We start from the raw sequence: 22,447 nt of genomic DNA on the forward strand, positions 1-22,447 counted from the left end.
ATTAGTTTTTCATCAGCATGAAAAAATGGCCGGGCCAGATTCTTCGCATAGCGAACGCCTCACGGTCACCGGCAACAAAGTCCGGGAAGTAGCGTTTGGGCGATTGGCGAACAATGTCGTCCAAGACTGAGCGTTGTGATGTCTGACTGTCGAAAGAGGCGACCGGCTTGCTTATCCGGCCAGTGGTTTTGTCCAGTGTGTAGCCTTCTGCCTTGCCGTGTTCGGTGAGGGTCCAAACGCCGTTGACGTTATCCGTGAGTGCCTTGAAGGGCGGTAGCCTGACGTCCTTGTTGGTGGTTTGGACAATATGGTCCTCGTACCTGACTTTGTGGTAGGTGGCGAACTGGCTGGCGAGTGGGGGCTGATCAGCCCCTTCATTAGAGAATTTTTTTACCATCTTCTCCAGGAACGGTATGCCACCAATGTTTGTGAACGCACCTTGGGCCGGGTCCAGAATGTGTCGCAAGAAACCCTGGTCGATACGGGTGCTGTTGATCGCCGAACCCTCCAGGACGCTTGACGCGATTGCGGCGTCCTCTGGCTTGAAATCGAACGTCACCTGATACCCTTCCCCGTCATAGCGAACGTTACTCCCCCCGAATTGAAGGCCGTCGCTGTAATGACGATAGGTACCGAGTGCTATGGCCACGTGATCTACAAAACGCAGGTCAGCACCCTCCGCTGCGGCGTAAGCGTACATATCCGAGATCAAGGCACGATCCTCAGGGTTGAGGAAATCGGCGTGGTTTTGAGTGCCGTTATAGACGGTGGCAGGTGGCTTGGCGACCGGCGGTTCAACCCCCCCGTACAAACGCGAAATCAGGTGATCACGCCCATTTGCAGGTTGCAGTTTCGGGTTGGCAGCCATTGGGGTTGCGGTTGCTTGCAACTCTTCCCACGCTGAACGTCGCTCATTGAGCGTGAAGGCACCGCCAACGTCGCTAGCAATCAGGCTGAGCTGATCGCGCGCAAGCCCTTTGAAAGGGTTGCTGTCAGTGCCATCGACGAAGCCGTTGGCCTGCCGGGCCCGAGCCAGGAGTTCCGGGTTATCGGTATTGGGAAGCGCTGCACCGTGTTGTTTTTTGTTGGCAATGTAGTTATCGCCGGTAATCGAGTGGAACGGGTTTTCGCTCTCCGAGCCCGCGCGTTTTTCAGCACGCGCTGCCGCTTCGCTCAACTGGTGAGCCAGGATTGAGACGGTGCTGTTGGTAACTTCACCGTTCGAAGTTGACGCGGCAATGGGCTCTTCTTTATCTGACGAAACCGCAAACACGGGCTCGGCGTTGGAAGTACTACTTGTTGCCATACGATTAGTGGCTGACGACGCATGAAGATTAATAGATATCATGGATCACTCTTCCTAAATAGGAGAACAGCGCCGCTGCCACATCATTAATATCATTGTTTTCCATGTAAAAGAGCCAAAAAACCAAACGGACAAAATAATTTTCAGTTGATTAATAGCTATATTTTAATACGACTGAATCGACGCCAGCAGGACGCGTATAGCGAGGTGTGCCCCCGTATACATCATGATAGATTCTAACTCGCGAGCCATTACCAAACGACTGAGTGTTAAAATCCTGCACGGTGCCAGACGAATGCGGAGTGATTCTCCTGCAATCCTCTTGAGAGCTGAAGGGCCTTGAATAGCAAAGCCTCACATCCTCCCTGATGCTGTCAGGGTAATACGTTGTACTCCATTGAATCTCCACTAACTGTTTGGGATCAATGAGCGTTCCTGGGGGGAAAGTCCGAGCTAACAACACTGAAACTCGCAAACCCTACACCCGGATGAGTATCGGAATTGGATAACACCAATACGGGACTGGGGTCCCCAGACTTTGAAATAGAACTTTCTTCCGCAACGACCACCCCACTGGCCAATACCAGCAGAGCAGTAACAAGAGCACGCACAGGCTTGTTTGCATTTACGGAGCAACGAATCACTATCGAGCCACTCATAATCACCACCATCGCTTGAGAAGTTAATACGTAAGAGCCCAATGGATCCAGCTGTAAGAATCACACTTCTACCATTGCACGATTCATTAACCGTAGAAACCCACGCACTTCCTAAAACATTCAAGGACAGCTCTGTAATACTAATAAGTAGGAATACGCAGGTATTTTCCTAATCCCGCATGCCCGCTATTTAATTTGGGCTTTGTAAGGCTACTCAGGCGAGTCAAGCAGGCTGAACAGATTGTTCATCCAGATCGCTCGCTTGGGGGGCGGATCGTCGCTGTCGGCAAGGGCATCCATAAGGGAGCGACTCTGCGCGGAACCAACAGAGGTTTCCAGGATGAAGCCCTGCTGAGCTTCATCCTCTGGAGGCATTGTTGGTCGGTGCAGCTTGCCGGTAGCGGTGTCCAGCGTGTAGCCAGCGGACTTACCCAGTTCGGTCAAACTCCACACGCCATTAACGTTGGTGGCAACTACCTTTGAGGGCGGCAGTTTCGTGTCCGTGTTCGTCGTGACCAGGACGTTGTCCTTGTTTTCGATCCGGTTGAAGGTGGCGAATTCGCTGCCGAGCGCGGCTTGTGAAGCACCTTCAGCAGAGAACTTGAGCACCATCTGTTCAAGGAACGGTATTCCGCCGATGTTGGAGAGAGATCCGTAGTCCGGGTTCAGAATATGCCTTAAGAAGCCTGGGTCGATACGGGTGCTGTTGATGGCCGAACCATTAAGAATGCGCGAGGCAATAGCCGCGTCCTGCTCCTTGAAGTGGAAGGTGATGCGATAACCCTCCGAGGTATAGCCATTGTAGTGGCTCAACTGCTGACCGCCGTCGCTGAGATGTCGATAATGGCCGAGCTGCCAGGCCAAGTCATCGACGAAGGCCAGATCAGCACCTTCAGCCTGCGCGTAAGCGTACATCTGCGAGATCACGGCACGATCATCGCGGTTGAGGAAATGATAAGAGCTCTGAGTTAGGTTGTAGGAGGTCAATGGTGGCTGGGCCACCGGCGGTTCGTAGTTGCCGAACACGCGAGCGACCATCAGAGCATGGCCGTCAATCGATGCCTGACTCGCGCTGCTCGCCTGGGCGGGTGCCGTAGATTCCATCTCTTGCCATGCGGCACGGCGTTCGTTGGTGGTGAATGCGCCGCTGTCGTCATGGGCGATCAGGATCAACTGATCACGTCCCAAGCCCTTGAAGGGGTTGCTGTCGGAACCGTTGATGAAGGCGGTTGCCTGTCGGGCGCGGGCCAGGAGCTCTGGAAGATCGGTGTCTGGGACCTCGGCGTCATGCTGCGCTTTATCCGTGAGGTAGCTGTCGCCGATGATCGAGTCCGGCGGATCGGCGAGTGGCTCTGCGGTGCGGGTGTCGGCGCGCACTGAGGCTTCGCTCAACTGACGAGCCAAAACCGATACGGTGTGGGGCGCACTATCCGTGTGTGTAGCGGTAGATGCACCAGCCGTGTCTGCCGTTGTCTGCATTGCTGGTGAGGTTGCGGCATTAACCGGACTGCTAGCCAAGCGATTGTTAGGCACTGAGGAATAAGCGTGGATAGTTGCCATGAGAATTCACCCTGTAGAGGCGGCTAAAATTTTACCAACTGCACGTTTTTTATTTATCAGAGCAGAGGTCACCGTAATAAGTGACCCTTGCACGGTATTACGAGTTAGTACCTATATCGAAAAGTCACTGTATCAACGCCAGCAGGACGACTGTAGGGTGGTGTGCCCCCTAAGACATAATGCTTGATGACAACACGTGATCCGTGATTGAAACTCTGGGCATTAAATTCATAGATAACGCCAGATGAGTTAGGAGCGATATCCACGCAATTAGGTTGAGAACTATAGGGGCGAAAGTAACAGAGTTCGACCTTTGAATTGGCACTTTCAGGGTAGTACGTTGTACGCCACGCGATCTCTAGTAACTCTTTCGGATCAGGCAAAGTACCACTGGGAAAGTCCAACTAATTCGCGTAGAAATTGGCTAATCCAACACCCTCATTGGACAAAACCAGCACAGGACTTGGCGTATCATCTTTAGTGAAAGATCGCTCTTCAGCCAACGCCAAACTAGCAGACAAAAACAGCAAGAGCGCAAACAAAACGAGCATGAACTTACGAACATTCAAACCAAGCATTAAAGTCAACATCTCGATTGGAATTTTCATAACCCTCACCTTATTAATCAACGGTAGGAAGTACGGCACTACCGTCGCACGCTTTTTTAACCGAAGTAAGATAGCAACGTCCTAAATTCACGAAAGAGCAATCTGTAATACTAATAAGTAGGAATACGTCGGTAACGTCCTAGTCCCGCCTCCCCTCTACCAAAACCGCTTGTTTCAGGTCATGCTTCGCCGCTCATTTCAAGGACGATAACAACAATGAAAACCGCTCTACGCGCCCTGTTCCTGATTTGCCTCACCGCTCCCGCCTTCGCCGCCGAAAACCCCGTCGGTTTCAAGACCACCACCCTGCCCGATGCGCAAAACAACCGACCACTCGAACTGGTCGTCTGGTACCCCGCTACCACCACCACCCAACCCAAGCTGATCGCCGACAACGCAGTCTTCATCGGCGCCCTGGCCGTGCCCGATGCACCACCGGCCAGCGGCGAACATCCACTGATCGTGCTCTCCCACGGGTACGGCGGTAATTGGGGTAAACAGACATGGCTGGCCAGTGCGTTGGCCCATCAGGGCTATATCGTCGCGGCGGTCAACCACCCCGGCACCACCACCAAGGACCGCAGCCCGCAAGCCGCCGCGCAGTTATGGCAGCGCCCGGCGGACTTGAGCCGTGCTATCGATGCAGTGTTGGCTCAGCCCACGCAATTCGGCGCGGTGGCGAACAAACAGATAGCCGCTGTAGGCCATTCCCTGGGCGGCTGGACCGTGCTGGAAATCGCCGGTGCACGCTTCGATCCCGACCTGTTCGCCAAGGAGTGCAGCACCTATCCAAAGCTGGGCGGTTGCATTGGCTACCACGAGATGAATCCCGCTGCCACGCCAGAGGGCAAGGCCAAGCTGGCCGCTGACTTGAGCGACAAACGCGTCACCGCCATTGTGTCGTTGGACTTGGGCCTGTCGCGCGGCTTTACCGACGCCAGCCTCGCCGCATTGCCGGTGCCGGCGCTGGTGATTGCGGGGGGTGTGCCAACGGAAGATATGGCGCCTGAATTGGAGTCCGCCGATATGGTCCGGCGGATGGCAAAAGCTTCGACGCAGTATGTGGAGATCGCCGACGCTACCCACTTCAGCTTTATGTCGATCTGCAAGCCGGGGGCGATTGCGTTGATTGAAGAGAGCTCGCCGGGGGATGGCATGATTTGCCGGGATGGCGAAGGCGCTCGGGCGCGGGGAGTGATTCAGCAGCAGGTTGTGGGGCTGATTACTGGGTTTTTGAGTCGGTCGTTTCGGAACTGATTAAGGCGGAACACTCAACTCAAAGTGGTATGGATGGGAGCGGCCCAAGGTCCTCACATCGATACCACTGATGATTACTATCGAACCGCTCGCCTATAGGCCGACCAACGGCCCTTCCTATAATCGCTTCCCACTTCTTCCCATGCGCCTGGCCTCAGGCGACATCCCCTCTTGGAACCCATCACTATGCCAAGCGCGAGCCAGGCCTCCAGCGGCCGTCCCGAACATAATCAACAAAGCGTCAAACAGCAGTGGCTGGCGATTCTCTCGGTCGCGGTAGGTGCCTTTGCCCTGGTGACCAGTGAATTCCTGCCGGTGGGCGTGCTCAACGATGTCGCCACCGACCTCGGTATCAGTGCCGGCCACGCGGGTTTGATGGTGACGCTGCCCGGCATCATGGCCGCCCTCGCTGCACCGTTTCTGTCGGTGAGCATTGGCGCGATGGACCGTCGTTATCTGCTGATCGGCCTGACGCTGATCATGATCATCGCCAACTCGGTCGTGGCCTTTGCCAGCGACTTCAACCTGCTGCTGTTCGGCCGTGTGTTGCTGGGCATCAGCATCGGCGGTTTCTGGGCCACGGCCATTGCCCTGAGCGGTCGCCTGGCGCCCAAGGGTGTGGGCGTAGCGAAGGCGACTTCGATCATCATGATGGGCGTGACCCTGGCCACCGTACTCGGCGTGCCCGTCGGCACCTGGCTCAGTGGCCTGATGGGCTGGCGCATGACGTTCCTGGTGACCGCGCTGGTGGGCATTCCGGTACTGTTGGCGCAGATGTTCCTGCTGCCAAGACTCACGCCGGAGAAGGCCATTCGCATCAGTGATCTGCCGGCTTTATTTATCAACCCACAAGCGCGGGTCGGATTGATCGCGGTGTTGCTGATCGGGCTGGCGCACTTTGCGGCCTACACCTATGTCGCGCCGTTCTTCAAACACAGCTCTGGCTTCGACGGGCCGACCATTGGTTCGCTGTTGCTGCTGTATGGCGTCGCAGGCGTGATGGGCAATATTTTTGCCGGGTTCGCGGCTAACCGCAGCGTGCGCAATACCTTGCTGCTGGTGGCGTTGATGATCGGCACCAGCACCGCGCTCTTCCCGTACTTCGCCACCGGCATGACCGGCGCGGCGATGCTGATCGCGCTGTGGGGCTTTGCCTTTGGCGCCTTCCCGGCGTGCGCGAGTATCTGGATGTTTGTGGTGGCGCCCAAGGATGTCGAGCGCGGCATGCCGCTGTTCGTGGCGCTGTTCCAAGTGATCATTGCCTTGGGCTCGTTCTTTGGCGGGCAGATCGTCGACCAGATGGGCAGCGCGGTGCTGTTGAGCCTGGCCACGGCGCTGGTAGGTTGCGGGTTTGTGACGGTGCTGGTGTTGGGACGCAGGGTCAGCAACAGCTTGGCGGCGCAGCCTTGCTAGCCATTGGCTGCGATTTTTAAGCTGGTATCATCCGGGCACGTTTAACCCAGGTAGACACCCATGAATCGCCAGAAAAAACTGCAGCAGCTGTTCAAGGCCAAGGCCAAAAAGGCCAGCGCCAAATTGGCGCCCAAATCCAAGGACAGATACATCAGCAAAGCAGAGCGGGAAAAGCTGGCGGCTGAAGCGGATCAGGCGCCAAGCGTTTCCCCGCAAGACTGACTCAGCAGCCGCTCAGCGCCACCTGACGGCGCTCGCCCACAAAGAAAAACGGCCGCAGGCGCACGCCGACGCTGTTACCGATAAACGCCGCCACCAGCCACACCCAGCCATGCAGGCTGCCCGAGGCGATGCCGCTGAAGTACGCGCCGATGTTGCAGCCGTACGCCAGGCGCGAACCGTAACCGAGCAGCAGGCCGCCGATCACCGCAGCGATCAGCGAGCGGGCCGGGATCTTCAGGCTGGGGGCGAAAGGCCCAGCCAGGCCGGCGGCCAACAGCGCACCGAGGACGATGCCGATGTCCATGACGCTGGTAATGTCCTCCCACACCGGCGCCGCCAGAGCCTTGGCATTGCCCGGCATCTGCCAGAACGCCCAAGCGCTTACGTCCACACCCAAACCACTCGCCACCTTGGCGCCCCACAGGGCGAACGCCGAAGTGATGCCCCACGGCCGCCCGGCCAGTGCGAGGGTGGCGTAGTTGAGCAACGCCAAACCAATCGCGCCCCACACCAATGGCCATGGCCCACGCAGGAAGCGGCGCAAGCCCTGATGTTCGCTGGTCACGCCTTCTTCAAGCTGGCCGTGGCGGCGCTTCTCCAGACGCACGGTGACGGCCGCGATGAGCGCAAACATCGCTAGGCTGGCGAGCAACGCGGGCACTACGCCGAAGCTCTTGACGATGGACACCGCCGGGAACGCCGGCAACGCAAACCACCAGTCCACATGGTGTGTGGCGATCAGCGAGCCGCAGATAAAGAACAACAACGTCACCAGCATCCGCGCATTACCGCCGCCCACGGTGAACAGCGTGCCCGAGGCACACCCGCCACCCAACTGCATGCCGATGCCGAAAATAAACGCGCCAAACACCACCGACACCCCGGCCGGCGCCACCAGCCCGACCACTGGCTGCCCGAACAACGTGCCCGCCCCCAGCGCCGGGAAAAACAGCAGCACTGCCAGCGCGAGCATCACCATCTGCGCCCGCAAGCCAGCGCCACGGCGCTCATTGATGAACACGCGCCAAGCGGAGGTGAAGCCGAAGGCAGCGTGGTAAAGGGTCAAGCCCAGTGCGGCGCCGACCACCAGCAACAGCACCTGGCGCGAACCGACGCTGTTTTGCAGAAACAAGGCGCCCAGCACCAGGATGACAAAGGCCACCAACGGCGCGACTGGCTTGCGCGCGGGGGTGATAGGGAGAGAGGTGCTCATGGGGTATCTCGGTTTGTTTGAAGGGGGGATTGCGAACGGGCGAGTATAGCCTGTGGGAGTTGTCGGACTTCAGTGAGGCTGCGATAGCGGTGTGTCAGGCAACATGGAGGTTGGCAATGCCGCCGCCATCGCAGCCTCGCCAGGGCTCGACAACTCCCACATTGAGCTTCACTGTGGCTGAGCACTGCGTCTGCCCTGTGCAAATCACCTCGTCCTGTTTGAGGAGTCACGAATACCGCTATGAGTTTCCTCGGTACCTTCCGCTCCCTGCGCAGCCCCAACTACCGCATCTGGGCCGCCGGGGCGTTGGTCTCTAATGTCGGCACCTGGATGCAGCGCACCGCGCAGGACTGGCTGGTGCTGACCCAGTTGACCCCGCACAACGCTGCGGCGGTTGGCATCGTGATGTCGTTGCAGTTCGGGCCGCAGTTGCTGTTGCTGCCATGGACCGGCTTTGCCGCCGACCACTACGACCAGCGCAAATTGCTGATGGTCACTCAGGCGCTCATGGGTCTGCTGGCACTGACGCTGGGGGTGTTCACCGTCACTGGGTTTGTCGAACTGTGGCACGTGTATGTGTTCGCGTTTTTGTCCGGCTGCGCGTCGGCGTTCGATGCGCCGGTGCGGCAGGTTTTCGTCGCGGAACTGGTGGCCGAGAAGGATTTGTCCAACGCCATCGCACTCAATTCCACGTCGTTCAATATGGCGCGCATGATCGGCCCGGCCGTGGCGGGCCTGACCATCGCCTCGGTGGGCACCGGCTGGGCATTCCTGCTCAATGGCAGCAGTTTCTTTGCGGTGCTGGTTTCGCTTTTTTTCCTACGGGTGTCGGGGCAGCACGCCAAAGTGCGGGCGCTGCGTACCAAGGGCAGCCTGACCGAGGGCCTGCGCTATGTGTGGGCACGGCCGGACTTGAAGGCGATCCTGCTGATGTTGTTTCTGATCGGCACCTTCGGCATGAACTTCCCGATTTTTATCTCGACCATGGCGGTAACTGCGTTCCATACCGATGCGCGCGCCTTTGGCCTGCTTTCCTCGACGCTGGCCATCGGCACCATTGCCGGCGCCCTGCTGGCCGCCGGACGCGAGCGGCCACAGTTCAAGTCGTTGCTCAACGGTGCGGCGATCTTCGGCATTGGCTGCACGCTGGCGGCCCTGGCGCCGAACTATTGGTTGTTCGCCGTGGCGCTGGTGATCATCGGCGTCGGTGCCATGACCTTCAGCAACACCACCAACAGCCTGATGCAACTCACCACCGAACCCGCCATGCGCGGCCGAGTGATTGCCCTGCGCGTCGGCGTGGCCTTGGGCGGCACACCGATCGGTGCGCCTATCGTCGGCTGGGTCGCGGACCACCTGGGCCCGCGCTGGGCACTGGGTGTTGGCGCGTTGTCGGGCATCCTGGCAGTGGGTGTGGCGGTCTACACCCTGCGGCATCGGTTGGATCGGCCCAAGTAACCCTCGCTTCGGCGTCCTTGTATAGGGGGGTGGGGTATGGCACCATCCGCCCCACTATAGGTAGGGGGGGTATATCGTGAGCCATATCGCAGCCAACAAAGACAGCCTGATAAAACGGGTTAAACGCATCGCCGGGCAGATTCAGGCGGTGGAGAAAGCCCTGGAGTCAGACGCTGACTGCGCCAAGACCCTGCACTTGGTGGCCGCTACGCGCGGCGCCATCAACGGCTTGATGGAAGAGATCATCGAAGAGCACGCCAGGGCGCACGTGGCGGATCCTTCCCTCAGCGAGGAAGAACGCAACAAGGGTGTCGAAGAACTGCTCGAAGCCATCCGGCGTTACGCCAAATGACGCTCATGACAAATCACGCCCACGAGCATGTGTTCCTCGGCGCTGCCCACGAAGAGAACGCCAGGCGCACCCTGTGGGTGGTGATGCTGACAGTGGTAATGATGGTGGCGGAAATTGCCGCCGGCTACGTCACCGGCTCCATGGCCTTGCTGGCTGATGGTTTTCATATGGCGACCCATGCCGGTGCCTTGGGCATTGCCGCCGCAGCCTATGCCTATGCCAAGCGCCACGCGCGCAGCCCGCACTACAGCTTCGGCACCGGCAAAGTGGGCGACCTGGGTGGCTTCGCCTCGGCGCTGATCCTGGCGCTAGTGGCCCTGGGCATTGGCGTCGAGTCAGTGATCCGCCTGCTTGAACCCACCGCGGTGCAGTTCGGTACCGCGACTCTGATTGCCATCGTGGGCCTGGTGGTGAACATCGTCAGTGCGCTGTTGCTGGGGCACGGCCACAGCCACGAGCATGACCACGAGCATCATCACCACAGCAACGACAACAACCTGAAATCCGCCTATGTGCATGTGCTCGCCGATGCGCTGACCTCCGTCCTCGCCATTGCGGCGCTATTGGCCGGGCGCTACCTGGGCTGGGTGTGGCTGGACCCGGTGATGGGTATCGTCGGCGCCATCGTGATTGCGCGTTGGGCCTGGAGCCTGATGGGCGTAACCGCCGGCGTGCTGCTGGATCAAACCGATGAGCACGTCGCCGCCGAAATCCGCGAGCTGGTCGAGCAACCCGGCGACGCCAGGATTACCGACCTGCACGTGTGGCGCGTCGGCCCCGACGCCCACGCGGCGATTGTGAGCGTGGTCGGCCAGGCGAGCACGGATGCCGACAGCATTCGCGAGCGACTCAAGCCGGTGCATGAAGTGAGCCACCTCACCGTTGAGTTTCGTTTGGCGTGAGTGCGCCCCCTTTACCCCATCTCCAGGTGACCTCTTGGCTAAAGACATCGAAAACCCCTGCGTCTCCACCTGTCAGCTCAGCGGCGACCTGTGCGTCAGCTGTGGACGCAGCAAGGACGACATCCGCAAGTGGAAACGCATGAAACGCCCCGAGAAAATGGCCGCGGTGCAACGTGCAACCCAACGCTTGAAGGCGTTGAAAAAGGCTAAGTAAGCCGCGTATTCAGGAGCGCCCAATCGACCCCGACACCGGAAGATTACCCAGCAGTTTGAGCCCGGTGCTTTTCACGAAGGTGTCGTAGTCCATCGGCTTCTGGATGCGCGTTTCGGCGTTGGGCAGCACGTAGGCCCAGGCGCGCTGGCTGGAGGCGTCGTACACCAGCTTGAACAGGCGCGTCGGCACCCAGACCTTGTTGTCGCCGATGGTGCTGTAACCCTGGTCAAACAGCGGCCCGGTAAACACATACACATCGCCGCCGGCGCGCTTGGCAAACTTGCGCACGTCCGCCTCGACCTTGCTCCAGATCTTGCGGTTGTTGGTGGGGTCTTGGGGCACCATGTTCGACAGCGCAAACGACTGCGCCATGGCGCGGGCGTTGGGAGCATCGGCGGCCGGAGCCTGGTGGCCGCGGTCAACGGCCGGGTGCTGGCTGCGGTAGTCGCTCAGCTCCGCGCGGCCGCCTTTTGGAATGCGCGGGTCGGCATAGAACTGGTTGGTGCGCTCCTCGCCTTTGGCATCTTTCAACTGCGCAGCGTTCAGGCGTTCGACCACCACCAACGGGGTCTTGCTGGTCTGTGAGTAGAGCACCGCAAACGTCTCGGAACACAGCGCCAGGGGTTTCATCGACGCCGGAACGGTGGCTGTCTTAATTGGGGCGGCGGCAGGGAAGAGATCGGCACAGCCATCGAATGAGGCGCGTTGTTCGGTGGGGGTGTAGGGGTTTACCAGACTGCGGGCATCTACAGCGGTAGAAAACAAAACAAGGGCCGACAGCCCGACAGCGATAGTGCGTAGGTACATGCTTTAAATCTTATGGTGAGGGTAACGGAGAAGCGCGAATGTTCGTGCGGGGCTTATGGACCCTGATTCGTCTGTTTGGTGCCGCGAGACTCACGGATAAGGTTGAACCTCTCCTACACGCTGGGGCTCAGAAGCCTACATCCTCGGGAGAATTTTATGACCCAGACAGCACTCGTCGTAGGCGCCAGCGGCATCGTTGGCAGCGCCATCACCCAGCTACTGCTTGAACAACAATGGCAGGTCGCCGCGCTGTCCCGCCAGCCATCACAGGTGCCGGGCGTGATTCCAGTCGCCGCCGACTTGCAGGACCCGGCATCGCTGCAACAGGCCTTGGCCGATCTGAAACCCACCCACGTATTCATCACCACTTGGTCGCGCCAGGCCACCGAAGCCGAGAACATCCGCGTCAACGCCGCCATGGTGCGCAACGTGCTGGATGCCGTGCGCCCCGCCGGCAGCGTACAGCATGTGGCCTTGGTCACCGGCTTGAAGCACTACCTCGGGCCGTTCGAAAACTATGGCAAGGGCAGCCTGCCGCAAACCCCCTTCCGCGAAGAGCAAGGCCGCCTGGATGTGGAGAACTTCTATTACGCCCAGGAAGACGAAGTGTTCGCCGCCGCCAAAAAGGACGGCTTCACCTGGAGCGTGCATCGCCCGCACACAGTCACCGGCGTGGCCGTGGGCAATGCGATGAACATGGCGACCACCCTCGCCGTCTACGCCAGCGTCTGCAAACACACTGGGCGCCCATTTGTATTCCCAGGTTCCCGCGTGCAATGGGACAGCCTCACCGACATGACCGATGCGCGGCAATTGGCACAACAACAGCTGTGGGCCGCCACCACGCCGGCGGCGGCCAACCAGGCGTTCAACATCACTAACGGCGACGTGTTCCGATGGAAATGGATGTGGGGGCAGATTGCCGATTATTTTGGCCTTGTACCCGCAGACTTCCCGGCCCAGCCCTCGCCGCTTGAGAGTCAGATGGCCGACGATCAGGCCGCCTGGAGCCAGCTCGCTGCGGAGCATGGGCTGAAGGAAACGGACATCAGCCGCCTCGCCTCGCCCTGGCACACCGATGCCGACTTGGGGCGCCCGATCGAGGTGGTCACGGACATGTCCAAGAGCCGGAAGATGGGGTTCACCGCCTACCAGGCGAGCGACCAGGCATTTTTCGAGGTGTTCGATAAGTTGCGCGAAGCACGGTTGATCCCTTAACGCACCAGGGGCAGCGTCACCACAAATTCGCTGCCCTTGCCATGCCCATCACTCATCCCCGTCACCTTACCGCCGTGGGCTTCGACCAATTCACGCACTACCGTCAAGCCAATGCCCAGGCCCGTCACGTTGAAGCCGATGGCGTGTGTGTCTTGCACGTACGGGTCAAAAATGAACGGCAGTGCCTTGGCGGTAACACCGATGCCATTGTCGGCAATACTGATCCGCAGCACTTTGGCGGTCACGGTGGCCGTCATGCTGATAGTGCCGCCTACGGGCGTGTACTTGGCCGCGTTGGCCAGCAGGTTGTGCAAAATCTGCGCGAGTCGGCCCGGGTCGCCGTTGACGATCAGAGCAGCGTCAGGCAGCTCGACATCAAACTGTTGCTTTCGCGCAATCATCACCGGGCTACAGGCATCAACGGCGGCATTCAGAATACGCAGCATGTCCACTTCACTGCAGTTGATACGCAGCTTGCCGGTGCTGGCGCGCGAGACATCCAGTAAGTCGTCGACCAGTTGGGAAATATGCTGGACTTGGCCCTCGATCAACTCGCGCATGCGCGGCAGTTGATCACTGGGCAGCCGTACCATTCGCTCGGCAATCAGCTTGATGGGGGTCAGCGGATTACGCAGTTCATGGGCGACCATCGCAAGGATGCCTTTCTGCTGGTCCAACGCTCGCTCCGCTGTCGCCTGCAGGTCCTGGGCGCCGAGCGCTGCGATGACCAGTTGCGCGTTGGCCTCACGCAGTTCCTGAAACAGTTGCTCTTCCATGCCCGGCTTGGCGACCGGTACGGATTGGGCCAGGAGTATGGCGAGCACCAACTGCTGGTTGGCCTCGATCAACTGCTCGACGTGCTGGGAATCCTCCAGGCGACTGTTGGCGTCACTCAGTTGCTGCTGCAATGCGGCCAGTACCGCTCGGGCTTCAACGGTTTTCTGACCGAGCAGGAAGAGTTCGTGGGCAGCATTGGCTGCTTCACGCTCGTCCTCTCCAGCGCGTTTACTCATGGGTCAACTCAGACATTATCGTTCCTTAATTGGCTGGCTAGTCGGACGACCACCGAGCAGCCCTTCCTGGTCAGCGAGCATCTCGCCGATCTGCAGGCCATCGTCATTGATGTGATATTGGCGCAGCTCATCGCTGTGGGCACTGGCACGCACCTTGACCACGGCCATGATGCGCAACAGGCGGCTGCGCACTTCGATGTAGCGCTGCACGATGATCGCATCGGTCAGGAACGCCGTGCCGTAGGGGCTGAAGCGCAGATCGGTGTAGCGGTCTTCCAGCTCCGAGGTCATCAATACACTGACCCCGGCGCGGGTCAACGCGGTGACCATGCGTGACAGCGACTCGCGGAAGTCCGCACGAAAGGTCGGCGCCAGGGCCAGCTCAAAGCCCGACAGCGAATCGATGACCACCCGCGTGGCGTTCAAGCGGCTGATCTCGCTCAGCAGCAGTTGGACGATTTCGTCGATGGACAAATCCGGCGCCCGGCTGTCCACCAGGCTGACCCTTCCGCTTTGGATCAGGTCTGCCAGGGTAGCGTTTTGCGAGCGGTTGGGCCGTTGCTCGAACACCGCGATAACGCCGGTTTCGCCATTGCGCGCACCCTCGGCCAGAAAGGTCGCCGCCAGGATGCTCTTACCCGACCCAGAAGGCCCCGCCACCAGCAGCGAATAGCCGCGAGGCAAACCGCCGCCAAGCATTTCGTCGAGGCGCGGCACGCCCATTTTCAAGCGCTGCATCGGCAGCGTCATCGGTATCTCGACCGGGTTGAGCGGCGCAGGTGCGAACACATTGATGCCGGAACTGGCGATGCGGAAGGTATGCAAACCCGGCAAAGTCGGTTGGCCGCGCATCTTCATGACTTCCATCTTGCGCACCATGGAATTGCGCTCAACACTCTGGCGCAGCCAGATCAACCCGTCAGCTACGGTGAATATCGGGTTGGTGTCGGTTTCGGTGAAGTACTCACCAATCAGGAAGGTGGTCGCCTGCCAAGTGGTCATCAACATGCCCAGTTGTTGAACGAACTGCGGCAGGTTGTTGTTGGGGTTGTGCTGAGTCTGGCTGGCCAGCACCACCGAACGAAAGGAATCGACAAACACCAGCGACGGTGAATGCGCCTCCACTTCGCTGACGATGCGCCGGAGCACTTCATCCAGGTCACCTGCCAGCGTGTCGTCAGCCAGGTTGATGTAGCGAATCGAGTGGTTGATCGCATCGTTGTCGAAAAAGTCGAACTGCTGCTGATAACGCAACATCTTCAACGGCGGCTCACCCAAGACAGTGAAAAACAGCGCGGGCCGCTCAGGTGTCGCTAGGGCGAACATCATCTGATGCGCCAGCGTGGTCTTGCCGCAGCCGGGAGGGCCGGCGATCAGGTTGAACGAAAACTCCGGCAATCCTCCGCCCAGCACCTCGTCCAGCCCTGGCACGCCGGTAGCCAGGCGGTTGATAGTTACTTTGGTGCTCATGGCGAATTTTCCTGCGAAGGGGTGTCGCTCAAAGAAGGTTTCCATACGTCGCGCAGCAAACGGGCAGTCAGCGAAGGCCCAATCAGCGTGGTCAGCAGCGTGTAAAAGGTGATCAGCAGCCCTTCACCGAAAAGCAGGGCATCCGCTTCACTTTGCTCAACCAGCACGGATTTGAGACCGAGCAGATCCGGCGCCGCCTGCGCACGTTCAAACGTGCTGGCCAGGTGGGGATGAATGGAGGCGCTCAGGTGGATGCTGCGGCGTGTCAACGCAACAACGCCCTGCTGGCCGATGATCGGCGTCAGTGCGGCATCCATGCCTTGCAGTATCGACACGATCACTTCGGCGATACGCGCGGTATCAGCGCTGGGACCAACACGGTGCGCCAGAGAAGCTACGATCCGGCGGCTCTCTTCGCTTAGCGTGGACATGACGGGCTTATATCCGATGAATTGAGACCCAGCGTACACCCTATGGCGCTCGACCGAAGGTTTATTGAGTCGCTGTCTCAACACCAGCCCTTCGCCCCGGCCTGAAACCATGGGCACGCGCCGCCCAGACAATTGCCAGCGCCACGCCGATCAACACGAGCATCGCCCACGCAAACGAGGCCACGCCCCAGGTATCCAGCAGCACACCGCCCACCACACCGCTGCCGGCGATTGCGCTGTTCCACGCCACCACGTTCAGCGATAACGCCACATCCGCCCCCTCGCCCGCCGCGTCGGCCAGGGCGGTTTGCAGCAGCGTTGCCGCACCGCCGAAGCTCAAGCCCCATACCGCCACGCCGAGGTAGATCACCGCGGGCACTGCGCCAAGAACACCGAATACCAGGCTCACTGCCGCAAACATCACCAGGCTCACTAAAACGGTATTGCGCAGTAACGGCTCAACCAATTTGGCGGTGATCCAGATCCCCGCCAACGCGGCGATGCCAAATACCAGCAGTACCAGGTCCACGCGCTCAGCCAACCCGGCTTGGGCCACAAACGGGGCTATGTAGGTGTAGAGGATGTTATGCGCGAGCATCCAACTGATGACCACCGCCAGCACCGGGCGCACGCCTGGAGTGGTCAGCACCTTGCCCAGCGACAGACGTTGATGCGCGGGCTGGGGCGCATAATCCGGTACTTTCACCAGCACCCAGGCAATCAGCACGAGGCTCACGGCCGACATCAGGCCGAACGTGGTACGCCACCCCACCAGCCCACCCAGCCAGGTACCCAGCGGCACCCCCAGCGACAGCGCAATCGGCGTGCCGACCATCGCCAGCGCCAACGCTCGACCTTGTTGATGCGGCGCGACCATGCGCCGGGCGTAACCGGCCAGCAGGCTCCAAGCCAACCCCGCCGCCACCCCGGCGAAGAAGCGCGCCACCAGCGTCACGCCGTAGTGGGACGACAACGCGGTGATCGAATTGAACAGCAGAAAGCCGACGATGGTCAGCAGCAGCACGTTGCGTCGGCGCCAGCCACGGGTGGCGATGGTCATGGGAATCACCGCCAATACCGAACCCAGCGCGTACGCCGTGACCATTTGCCCGGCCATGGACGGCGAAATGCCCAGATCGTCGCTGATCAAAGGCAACAGGCCGGCGGGCAAGGTTTCGGTGACGATGCAGATAAAACCGGTCATCGCCAGGGCGAGCAAGGCCCCTATGGGCAAACGCTCGGATGCGGCCGATAAAGAGAGTGAGGGGGTCACGGGAAACTCCTTGGCAAGACTTAGATACTGATCGATATAGATGTTGCGGGCGATCGGCGCGCGTTGTCAACGACTTATGTATCGACTAGTATTTATCTCGTTTTCCCCACCGGAGACCTGAAATGGCACAAATGGGCCGCCCCCGTAATTTCGACCGCGAACAGGCCGTGGAACAGGCCCTGCACCTGTTCTGGCAGCACGGCTACGACGCCACCTCCCTGGCCCAGCTCAAGGCTGGCCTGGGCGGTGGGATCTCCGCGCCGAGTTTCTATGCTGCATTCGGCTCCAAGGAGGCGCTGTTCGATGAGTGCGTGCAGCGTTACCTCGCGACCTACGCCCAGGTCACCGAATGCCTGTGGGACCAAGCCCTGCCACCGCGTCAGGCCGTCGAGACGGCGCTGCGCCAATCGGCGCGCATGCAGTGTGAAGACGGCCACCCCAAGGGCTGCATGGTGGCACTGGGTGTGATGAGCGCACCGAGCCCGGAGAATGCACGGGTGGCGGATGGGTTGACCCAGTCGCGCCTGCGCACACGGGCGGGGATTGTGGCGTGTGTTGAGCGGGCAAAGCGTGAAGGCCAGCTACCCGAAACGACGGAGGCGGCGGTGATGGCGAGTGTGTTTGACAGCTTTTTGCAGGGCGTGTCGCTATTGGCGCGCGATGGCGTGCCGCATGCAACGATCGATGGGGCGATCAGCCAGCTCATGCTGACATGGGATGTTGCCGCGTCCATCGCGCCGCCCATTCGGCACCGGGGCGGGCACTAAAACAACCACCGGTAAAAGTCGCAGCCCACCAGCCCCATCTTTAGCCCATACGAATAAAGGCGCTCCGAAGAGCGCCTTTATTCCAGCCTTACTGCTCGCTGATGGATTTCACGTCAGCCTTGGCCGCACCGCCAATCGCAATGCGCTTAGGCTTCGCTTCCTCCGGGACCACCCTGAGCAGATCAATGCTCAGCAACCCATTGGCGAGTTGCGCGCCCTGCACTTCAATGTGGTCGACCAGGCGGAACGACAGACGGAACGCGCGCTGGGCAATGCCTTGGTGCAGGTAAGTGATGCCCTCATCGTGTTCACGCTTGCCACCGGCGACGGTCAACACGCCTTTTTCCACCTGGATCTCCAAGTCATCCTCAACCAGTCCTGCGGCCGCGATGACGATCCGGTAATGATCATCACCGTGCTTTTCGACGTTGTGAGGTGGATAGGTGGTACCGGCCTCGCTGCGAAGCGCCGATTCAAAAAGGTCGTTGAACCGGTCAAAACCAACGGAATGACGGAACAGAGGGGCCAACGAGAGAGTAGTAGCCATTGCAAAATCTCCTGAGTTTTCTCCAAGTGATTTGATACGCGACCCGCATTCGGCATCGCGTAAAACCTAAGTAGGATCAGGGGAAAAAATTTCAAGCGGCGACCACAAAAAAATTTTACTCGCACCGAAGATTGCGTGAAGACCGGCTGACGCACCGGCGCGCCAAGGCCATCGCGAGATGCACTCATGCTGTGCGCTTCTATCGCCCCGGAGAAATCCAAGGCAAAAAAAAGCCTGCATCTCTGCAGGCTTTCTCTATCTGGCTCCACGACCTGGACTCGAACCAGGGACCCAATGATTAACAGTCATTTGCTCTACCAACTGAGCTATCGCGGAATGCGCCGTATGTTACTGATTGAAAAGGAGAAGTCAAGCTTTCCATGACATTTTGGGCGATTAATCCGGATGGCCGGTTGAAAGCTGTGACTCCTTGGCCAATTCCAACCAGGCCCGAGCGGCGGGTGGCAAGTGGGCGCTGGCGCGCCAAGCCAGGGCGATGTGCCAGTCGGTATGAGGTTCGTCCAGGGGGATCAGGGCGATGCCGGGGTGTTGGTGCTTGTGCGCGAGCATGCGCGGCAGGAAGGCCGCGCCGAGGCCGGCGGATACCAGGTCGACGATAAAGTCGATCTGGCCGCTGCGCGCTGCCACACGCGGTTGCACGCCTTTGCGCTCGCACGCGGCGAGGATTTTGGCGTTGAGGGCGAAGCCGGCTTCGAACAGGATAAACGGCGAATCTGCCAGGTCGGTGAAGTCGATTCGTTTGCGCTGGGCCAGGGGGTGGCTGATCGGCAGGACGGCCATCAGCGGTTCGTTACGCACGGGTTGGTAGTCGAAACCTTCGTCTATGGGCAGCAAGAGGGCCGCCAGGTCGACCTCACCTGCTTCCAGGCATTCACGCAGTCGTTTACTGCCGTACTCGGTCAGTTCGATGTCGATGTCGGGGTAGCGTGTGCGATAGGTGGCAAACATCGTCGCAAACAACACGCCACAGCCCACCGGCGGCAGGCCGATGCGCAATACACCGCGTTTGAGACCACGCAAGTCATTGATCTCAGCGACCAGATCGTTGTGTTCGGCCAGCAAAACCAGGGCGCGGCTGTAGGCGATTTCGCCAGCGGCGGTGAGTTCATTGCGATGGCCAAGGCGGTTGAGCAGTGGCATGCCCAGTTCGTCCTCCAGGGTTTTGATCGCCTTGCTCACACTCGACTGGGTCAGGGACACCACTTCAGCGGCTTGAGAGAAACCGCCTTGGCGAACCACTTCGACAAAGGCACGCAGTGTTCTCAGGTTCATCAGTATTCCTTTTTCGACTGACTACTAGCGATAAAAGTTGTTTTTATCATGACAGAAGTTTGCCTATCTTGGAGGCACCTTGCCTTGCCGAGATTCCGTGCATGATCATTTCGTCCGCCTCTGACTACCGCGCTGCCGCCAAGCGCAAGCTCCCGCGCTTCCTGTTCGACTACATCGACGGCGGCGCCTACGCCGAGCACACGATGCGCGCGAACAGTTCGGACCTGGCCGAGATCAGCCTGCGCCAGCGCATCCTGCGCAATGTCGACAACCTGAGCCTCAAGACCACGCTATTCGGCCAGGAACTGGACATGCCGGTGATCCTCAGCCCCGTGGGCCTGACCGGCATGTACGCGCGGCGCGGCGAAGTGCAGGCGGCGAAGGCGGCGGCCAACAAGGGTATTCCGTTCTGTTTGTCGACGGTGTCGGTGTGCCCGATCGAAGAAGTGGCCTCCCAGAGCTCGCAGTCGATCTGGTTCCAGCTCTACGTGCTCAAGGACCGCGGATTTATGCGTAATGCGCTGGAGCGCGCCCAGGCGGCCGGCGTCACCACGCTGGTGTTCACCGTCGACATGCCCACGCCGGGCGCACGCTACCGTGATGCCCACTCGGGCATGTCCGGGCCGTTTGCGGCGCAACGGCGCATGCTGCAGGCGGTCACAAAACCGCAATGGGCCTTCGACGTGGGTTTGATGGGCCGTCCACACGACCTGGGCAATATCTCCAAATACCTCGGCAAGCCTACCCACCTGGAAGACTACATCGGCTGGCTGGCGAACAATTTCGACCCGTCCATCAGTTGGAAAGACCTGGAGTGGATCCGCGAGTTCTGGAAAGGACCGATGATCATCAAGGGCATCCTCGACCCCCAGGACGCCAAGGACGCCGTGAGTTTTGGCGCCGATGCCATCGTGGTCTCCAACCATGGCGGCCGCCAGTTGGACGGCGTGTTGTCCACTGCCAAAGCGTTGCCACCGATTGCCGAAGCCGTGGGCGATGAGCTGACGGTGCTGGTGGACTCCGGCATCCGCTCCGGGCTCGACGTGGTGCGCATGCTGGCCCTGGGTGCCAAGGCCTGTCTGCTGGGGCGTGCCACCGCCTACGCGTTGGCCGCCGACGGGCAGCATGGCGTGGAGAACCTGCTGGACATCTTTGCCAAGGAAATGCGCGTGGCGATGACACTCACTGGCGTCACGTCAATTGACCAGATTGACCACACCACTTTGGTTCAATCAGCCAAATAACTGACGTCATGCGCCGATGGCCTTTTGCTGCGTAAAAAAAGACCGTTGATTCATAAGGATTATTTTTAAAGTAAACGAAATGGCATGAATCTCGCTCTAACCACGTTCAAGCAGGCTAAGCGATGACATGACGTGCGGGGGCACCCAAGGGTTATAACGCTTTGCAAAGCGGTCTAAACTGTTCCCAATGTTTTACGGAACTGAAGGAACAGTTAGACGCTTGGCACTCGCCACTCTCATCGAGCCTGTAAGACAGCTAAGAGCTTAGAGGCCGATCGCTTATGAAAACACCTACCCAGACCAACGCAATTGACTTCGACAGTGCCAAATTGCAACGCCTGGGATTTGGCCAGCCATCGCTCCTGCCTCGCCGCCCGACGACCGTCGCGCAACTTCGCCAGCAACTGGGAATGCAATTGCAGACCAGCCTGGAGCCGGATCGCATCCTCGGGTTGTTCTTCCGTGAGATCCAGCGCTTGGTGCCCCTTGATGCCCTGCACTATCGCCATCAGGCCAGTGATCTGCGGCTGGAGTTCGGCCAGCGCGGCCACCACTCGGTGAATTACAGCCTCAGCCATGAAGGCGAACACTTGGGTGAGCTGATCTTCCGTCGCAACCAACGCCTCGCCGAAGACGAACTCGGTCAGCTTGAGTCACTGCTGGCCACCCTGCTCTACCCGATGCGCAATGCCCTGCTCTATCGCGCCGCGACCCGTAGCGCGCTGCGTGACCCGCTGACCGAGACGGGCAATCGCATTGCCATGGACCAGACTCTGCAACGGGAAATAGACATGGCGCGCCGGCACCTGCACCCATTGTCCTTGCTGATGCTGGACATCGACCACTTCAAGGTAATCAACGACACCCACGGTCACGCGGCCGGCGATACCGTACTGCGCACCGTCGCAGCAGCCATCAAGGCCCAGTTGCGTAACGTGGACATGGTGTTTCGGTTTGGCGGCGAGGAGTTTCTGATCCTGCTCTCCAACACCGGCCGGGATGCGGCGGCGATGGTGGGCGAGCGGCTGCGGCAGGCAGCACAGGCTCAGGATTACTGGGCGGATGGAAAGCGGATCGAATTGACGGTAAGCCTCGGTTGTTCGACCTTGCTGGCCGCCGAGTCGGTCGAAAGCCTGTTGCGCCGGGCCGACAACGCCTTGTACGTGGCCAAGCGCGAAGGCCGTAACCGCTTGGCAATGGCGGGGTAGAACCCCGCCATC

Annotated in this window: 22 protein-coding genes and 1 tRNA gene; 11 read left to right on the top strand and 12 right to left on the bottom strand. The window is 59.7% G+C overall.

Annotated features, from left to right (window positions below; genetic code table 11):
- Position 1: 1 nt before the first annotated feature.
- The 3 genes from BW43_RS27955 to BW43_RS18300 form a co-directional block, all read right to left on the bottom strand.
- Positions 2–1,348 (bottom strand): hypothetical protein, encoded by a 1,347-nt coding sequence (locus BW43_RS27955; protein ID WP_155989953.1) that lies wholly within the window; start codon positions 1,346–1,348, stop codon positions 2–4.
- 827 nt (positions 1,349–2,175) lie between these two features.
- Complete coding sequence (locus BW43_RS18305) at positions 2,176–3,342, bottom strand: hypothetical protein (RefSeq protein ID WP_155989954.1); 1,167 nt, start codon at positions 3,340–3,342, stop codon at positions 2,176–2,178.
- Between the two features lie 587 nt (positions 3,343–3,929).
- Positions 3,930–4,133, bottom strand: a complete 204-nt coding sequence (locus BW43_RS18300) for a hypothetical protein (RefSeq protein WP_032885913.1) — start codon at positions 4,131–4,133, stop codon at positions 3,930–3,932.
- Positions 4,134–4,349: 216 nt separating this feature from the next.
- Here BW43_RS18300 and BW43_RS18295 point away from each other — a divergent pair, with 216 nt between their 5' ends.
- From BW43_RS18295 to BW43_RS28265, 3 genes are all read left to right on the top strand, one after another.
- The gene (locus tag BW43_RS18295) at positions 4,350–5,390 is read left to right on the top strand and encodes an alpha/beta fold hydrolase (RefSeq protein ID WP_032885914.1); all 1,041 of its coding nucleotides are present in this window, start codon (positions 4,350–4,352) and stop codon (positions 5,388–5,390) included.
- 186 nt (positions 5,391–5,576) lie between these two features.
- Entirely contained in the window at positions 5,577–6,803 is a 1,227-nt protein-coding gene (locus BW43_RS18290) for an MFS transporter (RefSeq protein ID WP_032885915.1), read from the top strand.
- 60 nt (positions 6,804–6,863) lie between these two features.
- Positions 6,864–7,025, top strand: coding sequence for a DUF2986 domain-containing protein (locus BW43_RS28265; RefSeq protein ID WP_081797666.1), 162 nt, complete (start codon positions 6,864–6,866; stop codon positions 7,023–7,025).
- A gap of 1 nt (position 7,026) precedes the next feature.
- Here the strand turns inward: BW43_RS28265 and BW43_RS18285 are convergent, their stop codons facing one another.
- On the bottom strand, positions 7,027–8,238 hold the full coding sequence (locus BW43_RS18285; protein WP_032885916.1) for a YeeE/YedE family protein: 1,212 nt from the start codon (positions 8,236–8,238) through the stop codon (positions 7,027–7,029).
- A gap of 240 nt (positions 8,239–8,478) precedes the next feature.
- Between BW43_RS18285 and BW43_RS18280 the strand changes: the two genes are divergently transcribed.
- The 4 genes from BW43_RS18280 (at position 8,479) to BW43_RS18265 (ending at position 11,164) form a co-directional block, all read left to right on the top strand.
- Complete coding sequence (locus tag BW43_RS18280; protein WP_032885918.1) at positions 8,479–9,696, top strand: MFS transporter; 1,218 nt, start codon at positions 8,479–8,481, stop codon at positions 9,694–9,696.
- Positions 9,697–9,772: 76 nt separating this feature from the next.
- The gene (locus tag BW43_RS18275; protein WP_032885919.1) at positions 9,773–10,048 is read left to right on the top strand and encodes a metal/formaldehyde-sensitive transcriptional repressor; all 276 of its coding nucleotides are present in this window, start codon (positions 9,773–9,775) and stop codon (positions 10,046–10,048) included.
- Positions 10,045–10,950: a CDF family Co(II)/Ni(II) efflux transporter DmeF gene (dmeF, locus tag BW43_RS18270; protein ID WP_032885920.1), complete on the top strand. Its 906-nt coding sequence runs from the start codon at positions 10,045–10,047 to the stop codon at positions 10,948–10,950. The genes BW43_RS18275 and dmeF overlap by 4 nt, the downstream gene beginning before the upstream one ends.
- A gap of 34 nt (positions 10,951–10,984) precedes the next feature.
- The gene (locus BW43_RS18265; protein WP_032885921.1) at positions 10,985–11,164 is read left to right on the top strand and encodes a DUF1289 domain-containing protein; all 180 of its coding nucleotides are present in this window, start codon (positions 10,985–10,987) and stop codon (positions 11,162–11,164) included.
- Between the two features lie 9 nt (positions 11,165–11,173).
- On the opposite strand, the gene BW43_RS18260 is transcribed toward BW43_RS18265, so the two are convergent.
- On the bottom strand, positions 11,174–11,971 hold the full coding sequence (locus tag BW43_RS18260; RefSeq protein WP_032885922.1) for a DNA/RNA non-specific endonuclease: 798 nt from the start codon (positions 11,969–11,971) through the stop codon (positions 11,174–11,176).
- A 156-nt stretch (positions 11,972–12,127) separates the two neighbouring features.
- On the opposite strand from BW43_RS18260, the gene BW43_RS18255 reads away from it, so the two are divergent.
- Complete coding sequence (locus tag BW43_RS18255) at positions 12,128–13,189, top strand: SDR family oxidoreductase (RefSeq protein WP_032885923.1); 1,062 nt, start codon at positions 12,128–12,130, stop codon at positions 13,187–13,189.
- Here the strand turns inward: BW43_RS18255 and BW43_RS18250 are convergent.
- The 4 genes from BW43_RS18250 to BW43_RS18235 form a co-directional block, all read right to left on the bottom strand.
- Positions 13,186–14,202, bottom strand: coding sequence for a sensor histidine kinase KdpD (locus BW43_RS18250; protein ID WP_032885924.1), 1,017 nt, complete (start codon positions 14,200–14,202; stop codon positions 13,186–13,188). The two genes, BW43_RS18255 and BW43_RS18250, sit on opposite strands and share 4 nt — an antisense overlap.
- A 15-nt stretch (positions 14,203–14,217) precedes the next feature.
- Entirely contained in the window at positions 14,218–15,672 is a 1,455-nt protein-coding gene (locus BW43_RS18245; RefSeq protein ID WP_032885925.1) for an ATPase domain-containing protein, read from the bottom strand.
- Positions 15,669–16,103, bottom strand: coding sequence for a hypothetical protein (locus BW43_RS18240; protein ID WP_032885926.1), 435 nt, complete (start codon positions 16,101–16,103; stop codon positions 15,669–15,671). Before BW43_RS18240 ends, BW43_RS18245 begins: the two co-directional genes overlap by 4 nt.
- Before the next feature lie 61 nt (positions 16,104–16,164).
- Positions 16,165–17,376, bottom strand: coding sequence for an MFS transporter (locus BW43_RS18235; RefSeq protein ID WP_032885927.1), 1,212 nt, complete (start codon positions 17,374–17,376; stop codon positions 16,165–16,167).
- Positions 17,377–17,498: 122 nt separating this feature from the next.
- Between BW43_RS18235 and BW43_RS18230 the strand changes: the two genes are divergently transcribed.
- The gene (locus BW43_RS18230; RefSeq protein ID WP_032885929.1) at positions 17,499–18,143 is read left to right on the top strand and encodes a TetR/AcrR family transcriptional regulator; all 645 of its coding nucleotides are present in this window, start codon (positions 17,499–17,501) and stop codon (positions 18,141–18,143) included.
- Positions 18,144–18,231: 88 nt separating this feature from the next.
- On the opposite strand, the gene BW43_RS18225 is transcribed toward BW43_RS18230, so the two are convergent.
- The 3 genes from BW43_RS18225 to BW43_RS18215 all read right to left on the bottom strand — a co-directional run bounded on the left by BW43_RS18225 (position 18,232) and on the right by BW43_RS18215 (position 19,983).
- On the bottom strand, positions 18,232–18,690 hold the full coding sequence (locus tag BW43_RS18225; RefSeq protein WP_032885931.1) for an Hsp20 family protein: 459 nt from the start codon (positions 18,688–18,690) through the stop codon (positions 18,232–18,234).
- A 260-nt stretch (positions 18,691–18,950) separates the two neighbouring features.
- Positions 18,951–19,026: transfer RNA gene (locus tag BW43_RS18220), tRNA-Asn, on the bottom strand.
- Positions 19,027–19,086: 60 nt separating this feature from the next.
- A complete protein-coding gene (locus tag BW43_RS18215) occupies positions 19,087–19,983 on the bottom strand; it encodes a LysR family transcriptional regulator (RefSeq protein WP_032885932.1) in 897 nt (298 codons plus the stop codon).
- A gap of 101 nt (positions 19,984–20,084) precedes the next feature.
- Between BW43_RS18215 and lldD the strand changes: the two genes are divergently transcribed.
- Together lldD and BW43_RS18205 are read left to right on the top strand one after the other, a co-directional pair.
- Positions 20,085–21,227 (top strand): FMN-dependent L-lactate dehydrogenase LldD, encoded by a 1,143-nt coding sequence (gene lldD / locus BW43_RS18210; RefSeq protein WP_032885933.1) that lies wholly within the window; start codon positions 20,085–20,087, stop codon positions 21,225–21,227.
- 281 nt (positions 21,228–21,508) lie between these two features.
- Positions 21,509–22,435: a GGDEF domain-containing protein gene (locus BW43_RS18205; protein ID WP_032885934.1), complete on the top strand. Its 927-nt coding sequence runs from the start codon at positions 21,509–21,511 to the stop codon at positions 22,433–22,435.
- Positions 22,436–22,447: the final 12 nt, after the last annotated feature.

Source organism: Pseudomonas sp. RIT357 (assembly GCF_000632245.1).
In the GTDB taxonomy this organism is placed as follows: Bacteria; Pseudomonadota; Gammaproteobacteria; order Pseudomonadales; family Pseudomonadaceae; genus Aquipseudomonas; species Aquipseudomonas sivasensis.

What these genes read in the sequence shown, in the direction of transcription:
- BW43_RS27955 (WP_155989953.1), bottom strand. Translation starts at nt 1,348, where the DNA reads ATGATATCTATTAATCTTCATGCGTCGTCAGCCACTAATCGTATGGCA.
- BW43_RS18300 (WP_032885913.1), bottom strand. Translation starts at nt 4,133, where the DNA reads ATGAAAATTCCAATCGAGATGTTGACTTTAATGCTTGGTTTGAATGTT.
- BW43_RS18295 (WP_032885914.1), top strand. Translation starts at nt 4,350, where the DNA reads ATGAAAACCGCTCTACGCGCCCTGTTCCTGATTTGCCTCACCGCTCCC.
- BW43_RS18290 (WP_032885915.1), top strand. Translation starts at nt 5,577, where the DNA reads ATGCCAAGCGCGAGCCAGGCCTCCAGCGGCCGTCCCGAACATAATCAA.
- BW43_RS28265 (WP_081797666.1), top strand. Translation starts at nt 6,864, where the DNA reads ATGAATCGCCAGAAAAAACTGCAGCAGCTGTTCAAGGCCAAGGCCAAA.
- BW43_RS18285 (WP_032885916.1), bottom strand. Translation starts at nt 8,238, where the DNA reads ATGAGCACCTCTCTCCCTATCACCCCCGCGCGCAAGCCAGTCGCGCCG.
- BW43_RS18280 (WP_032885918.1), top strand. Translation starts at nt 8,479, where the DNA reads ATGAGTTTCCTCGGTACCTTCCGCTCCCTGCGCAGCCCCAACTACCGC.
- dmeF (WP_032885920.1), top strand. Translation starts at nt 10,045, where the DNA reads ATGACGCTCATGACAAATCACGCCCACGAGCATGTGTTCCTCGGCGCT.
- BW43_RS18260 (WP_032885922.1), bottom strand. Translation starts at nt 11,971, where the DNA reads ATGTACCTACGCACTATCGCTGTCGGGCTGTCGGCCCTTGTTTTGTTT.
- BW43_RS18255 (WP_032885923.1), top strand. Translation starts at nt 12,128, where the DNA reads ATGACCCAGACAGCACTCGTCGTAGGCGCCAGCGGCATCGTTGGCAGC.
- BW43_RS18250 (WP_032885924.1), bottom strand. Translation starts at nt 14,202, where the DNA reads ATGAGTAAACGCGCTGGAGAGGACGAGCGTGAAGCAGCCAATGCTGCC.
- BW43_RS18245 (WP_032885925.1), bottom strand. Translation starts at nt 15,672, where the DNA reads ATGAGCACCAAAGTAACTATCAACCGCCTGGCTACCGGCGTGCCAGGG.
- BW43_RS18240 (WP_032885926.1), bottom strand. Translation starts at nt 16,103, where the DNA reads ATGTCCACGCTAAGCGAAGAGAGCCGCCGGATCGTAGCTTCTCTGGCG.
- BW43_RS18230 (WP_032885929.1), top strand. Translation starts at nt 17,499, where the DNA reads ATGGCACAAATGGGCCGCCCCCGTAATTTCGACCGCGAACAGGCCGTG.
- BW43_RS18225 (WP_032885931.1), bottom strand. Translation starts at nt 18,690, where the DNA reads ATGGCTACTACTCTCTCGTTGGCCCCTCTGTTCCGTCATTCCGTTGGT.
- BW43_RS18215 (WP_032885932.1), bottom strand. Translation starts at nt 19,983, where the DNA reads ATGAACCTGAGAACACTGCGTGCCTTTGTCGAAGTGGTTCGCCAAGGC.
- lldD (WP_032885933.1), top strand. Translation starts at nt 20,085, where the DNA reads ATGATCATTTCGTCCGCCTCTGACTACCGCGCTGCCGCCAAGCGCAAG.
- BW43_RS18205 (WP_032885934.1), top strand. Translation starts at nt 21,509, where the DNA reads ATGAAAACACCTACCCAGACCAACGCAATTGACTTCGACAGTGCCAAA.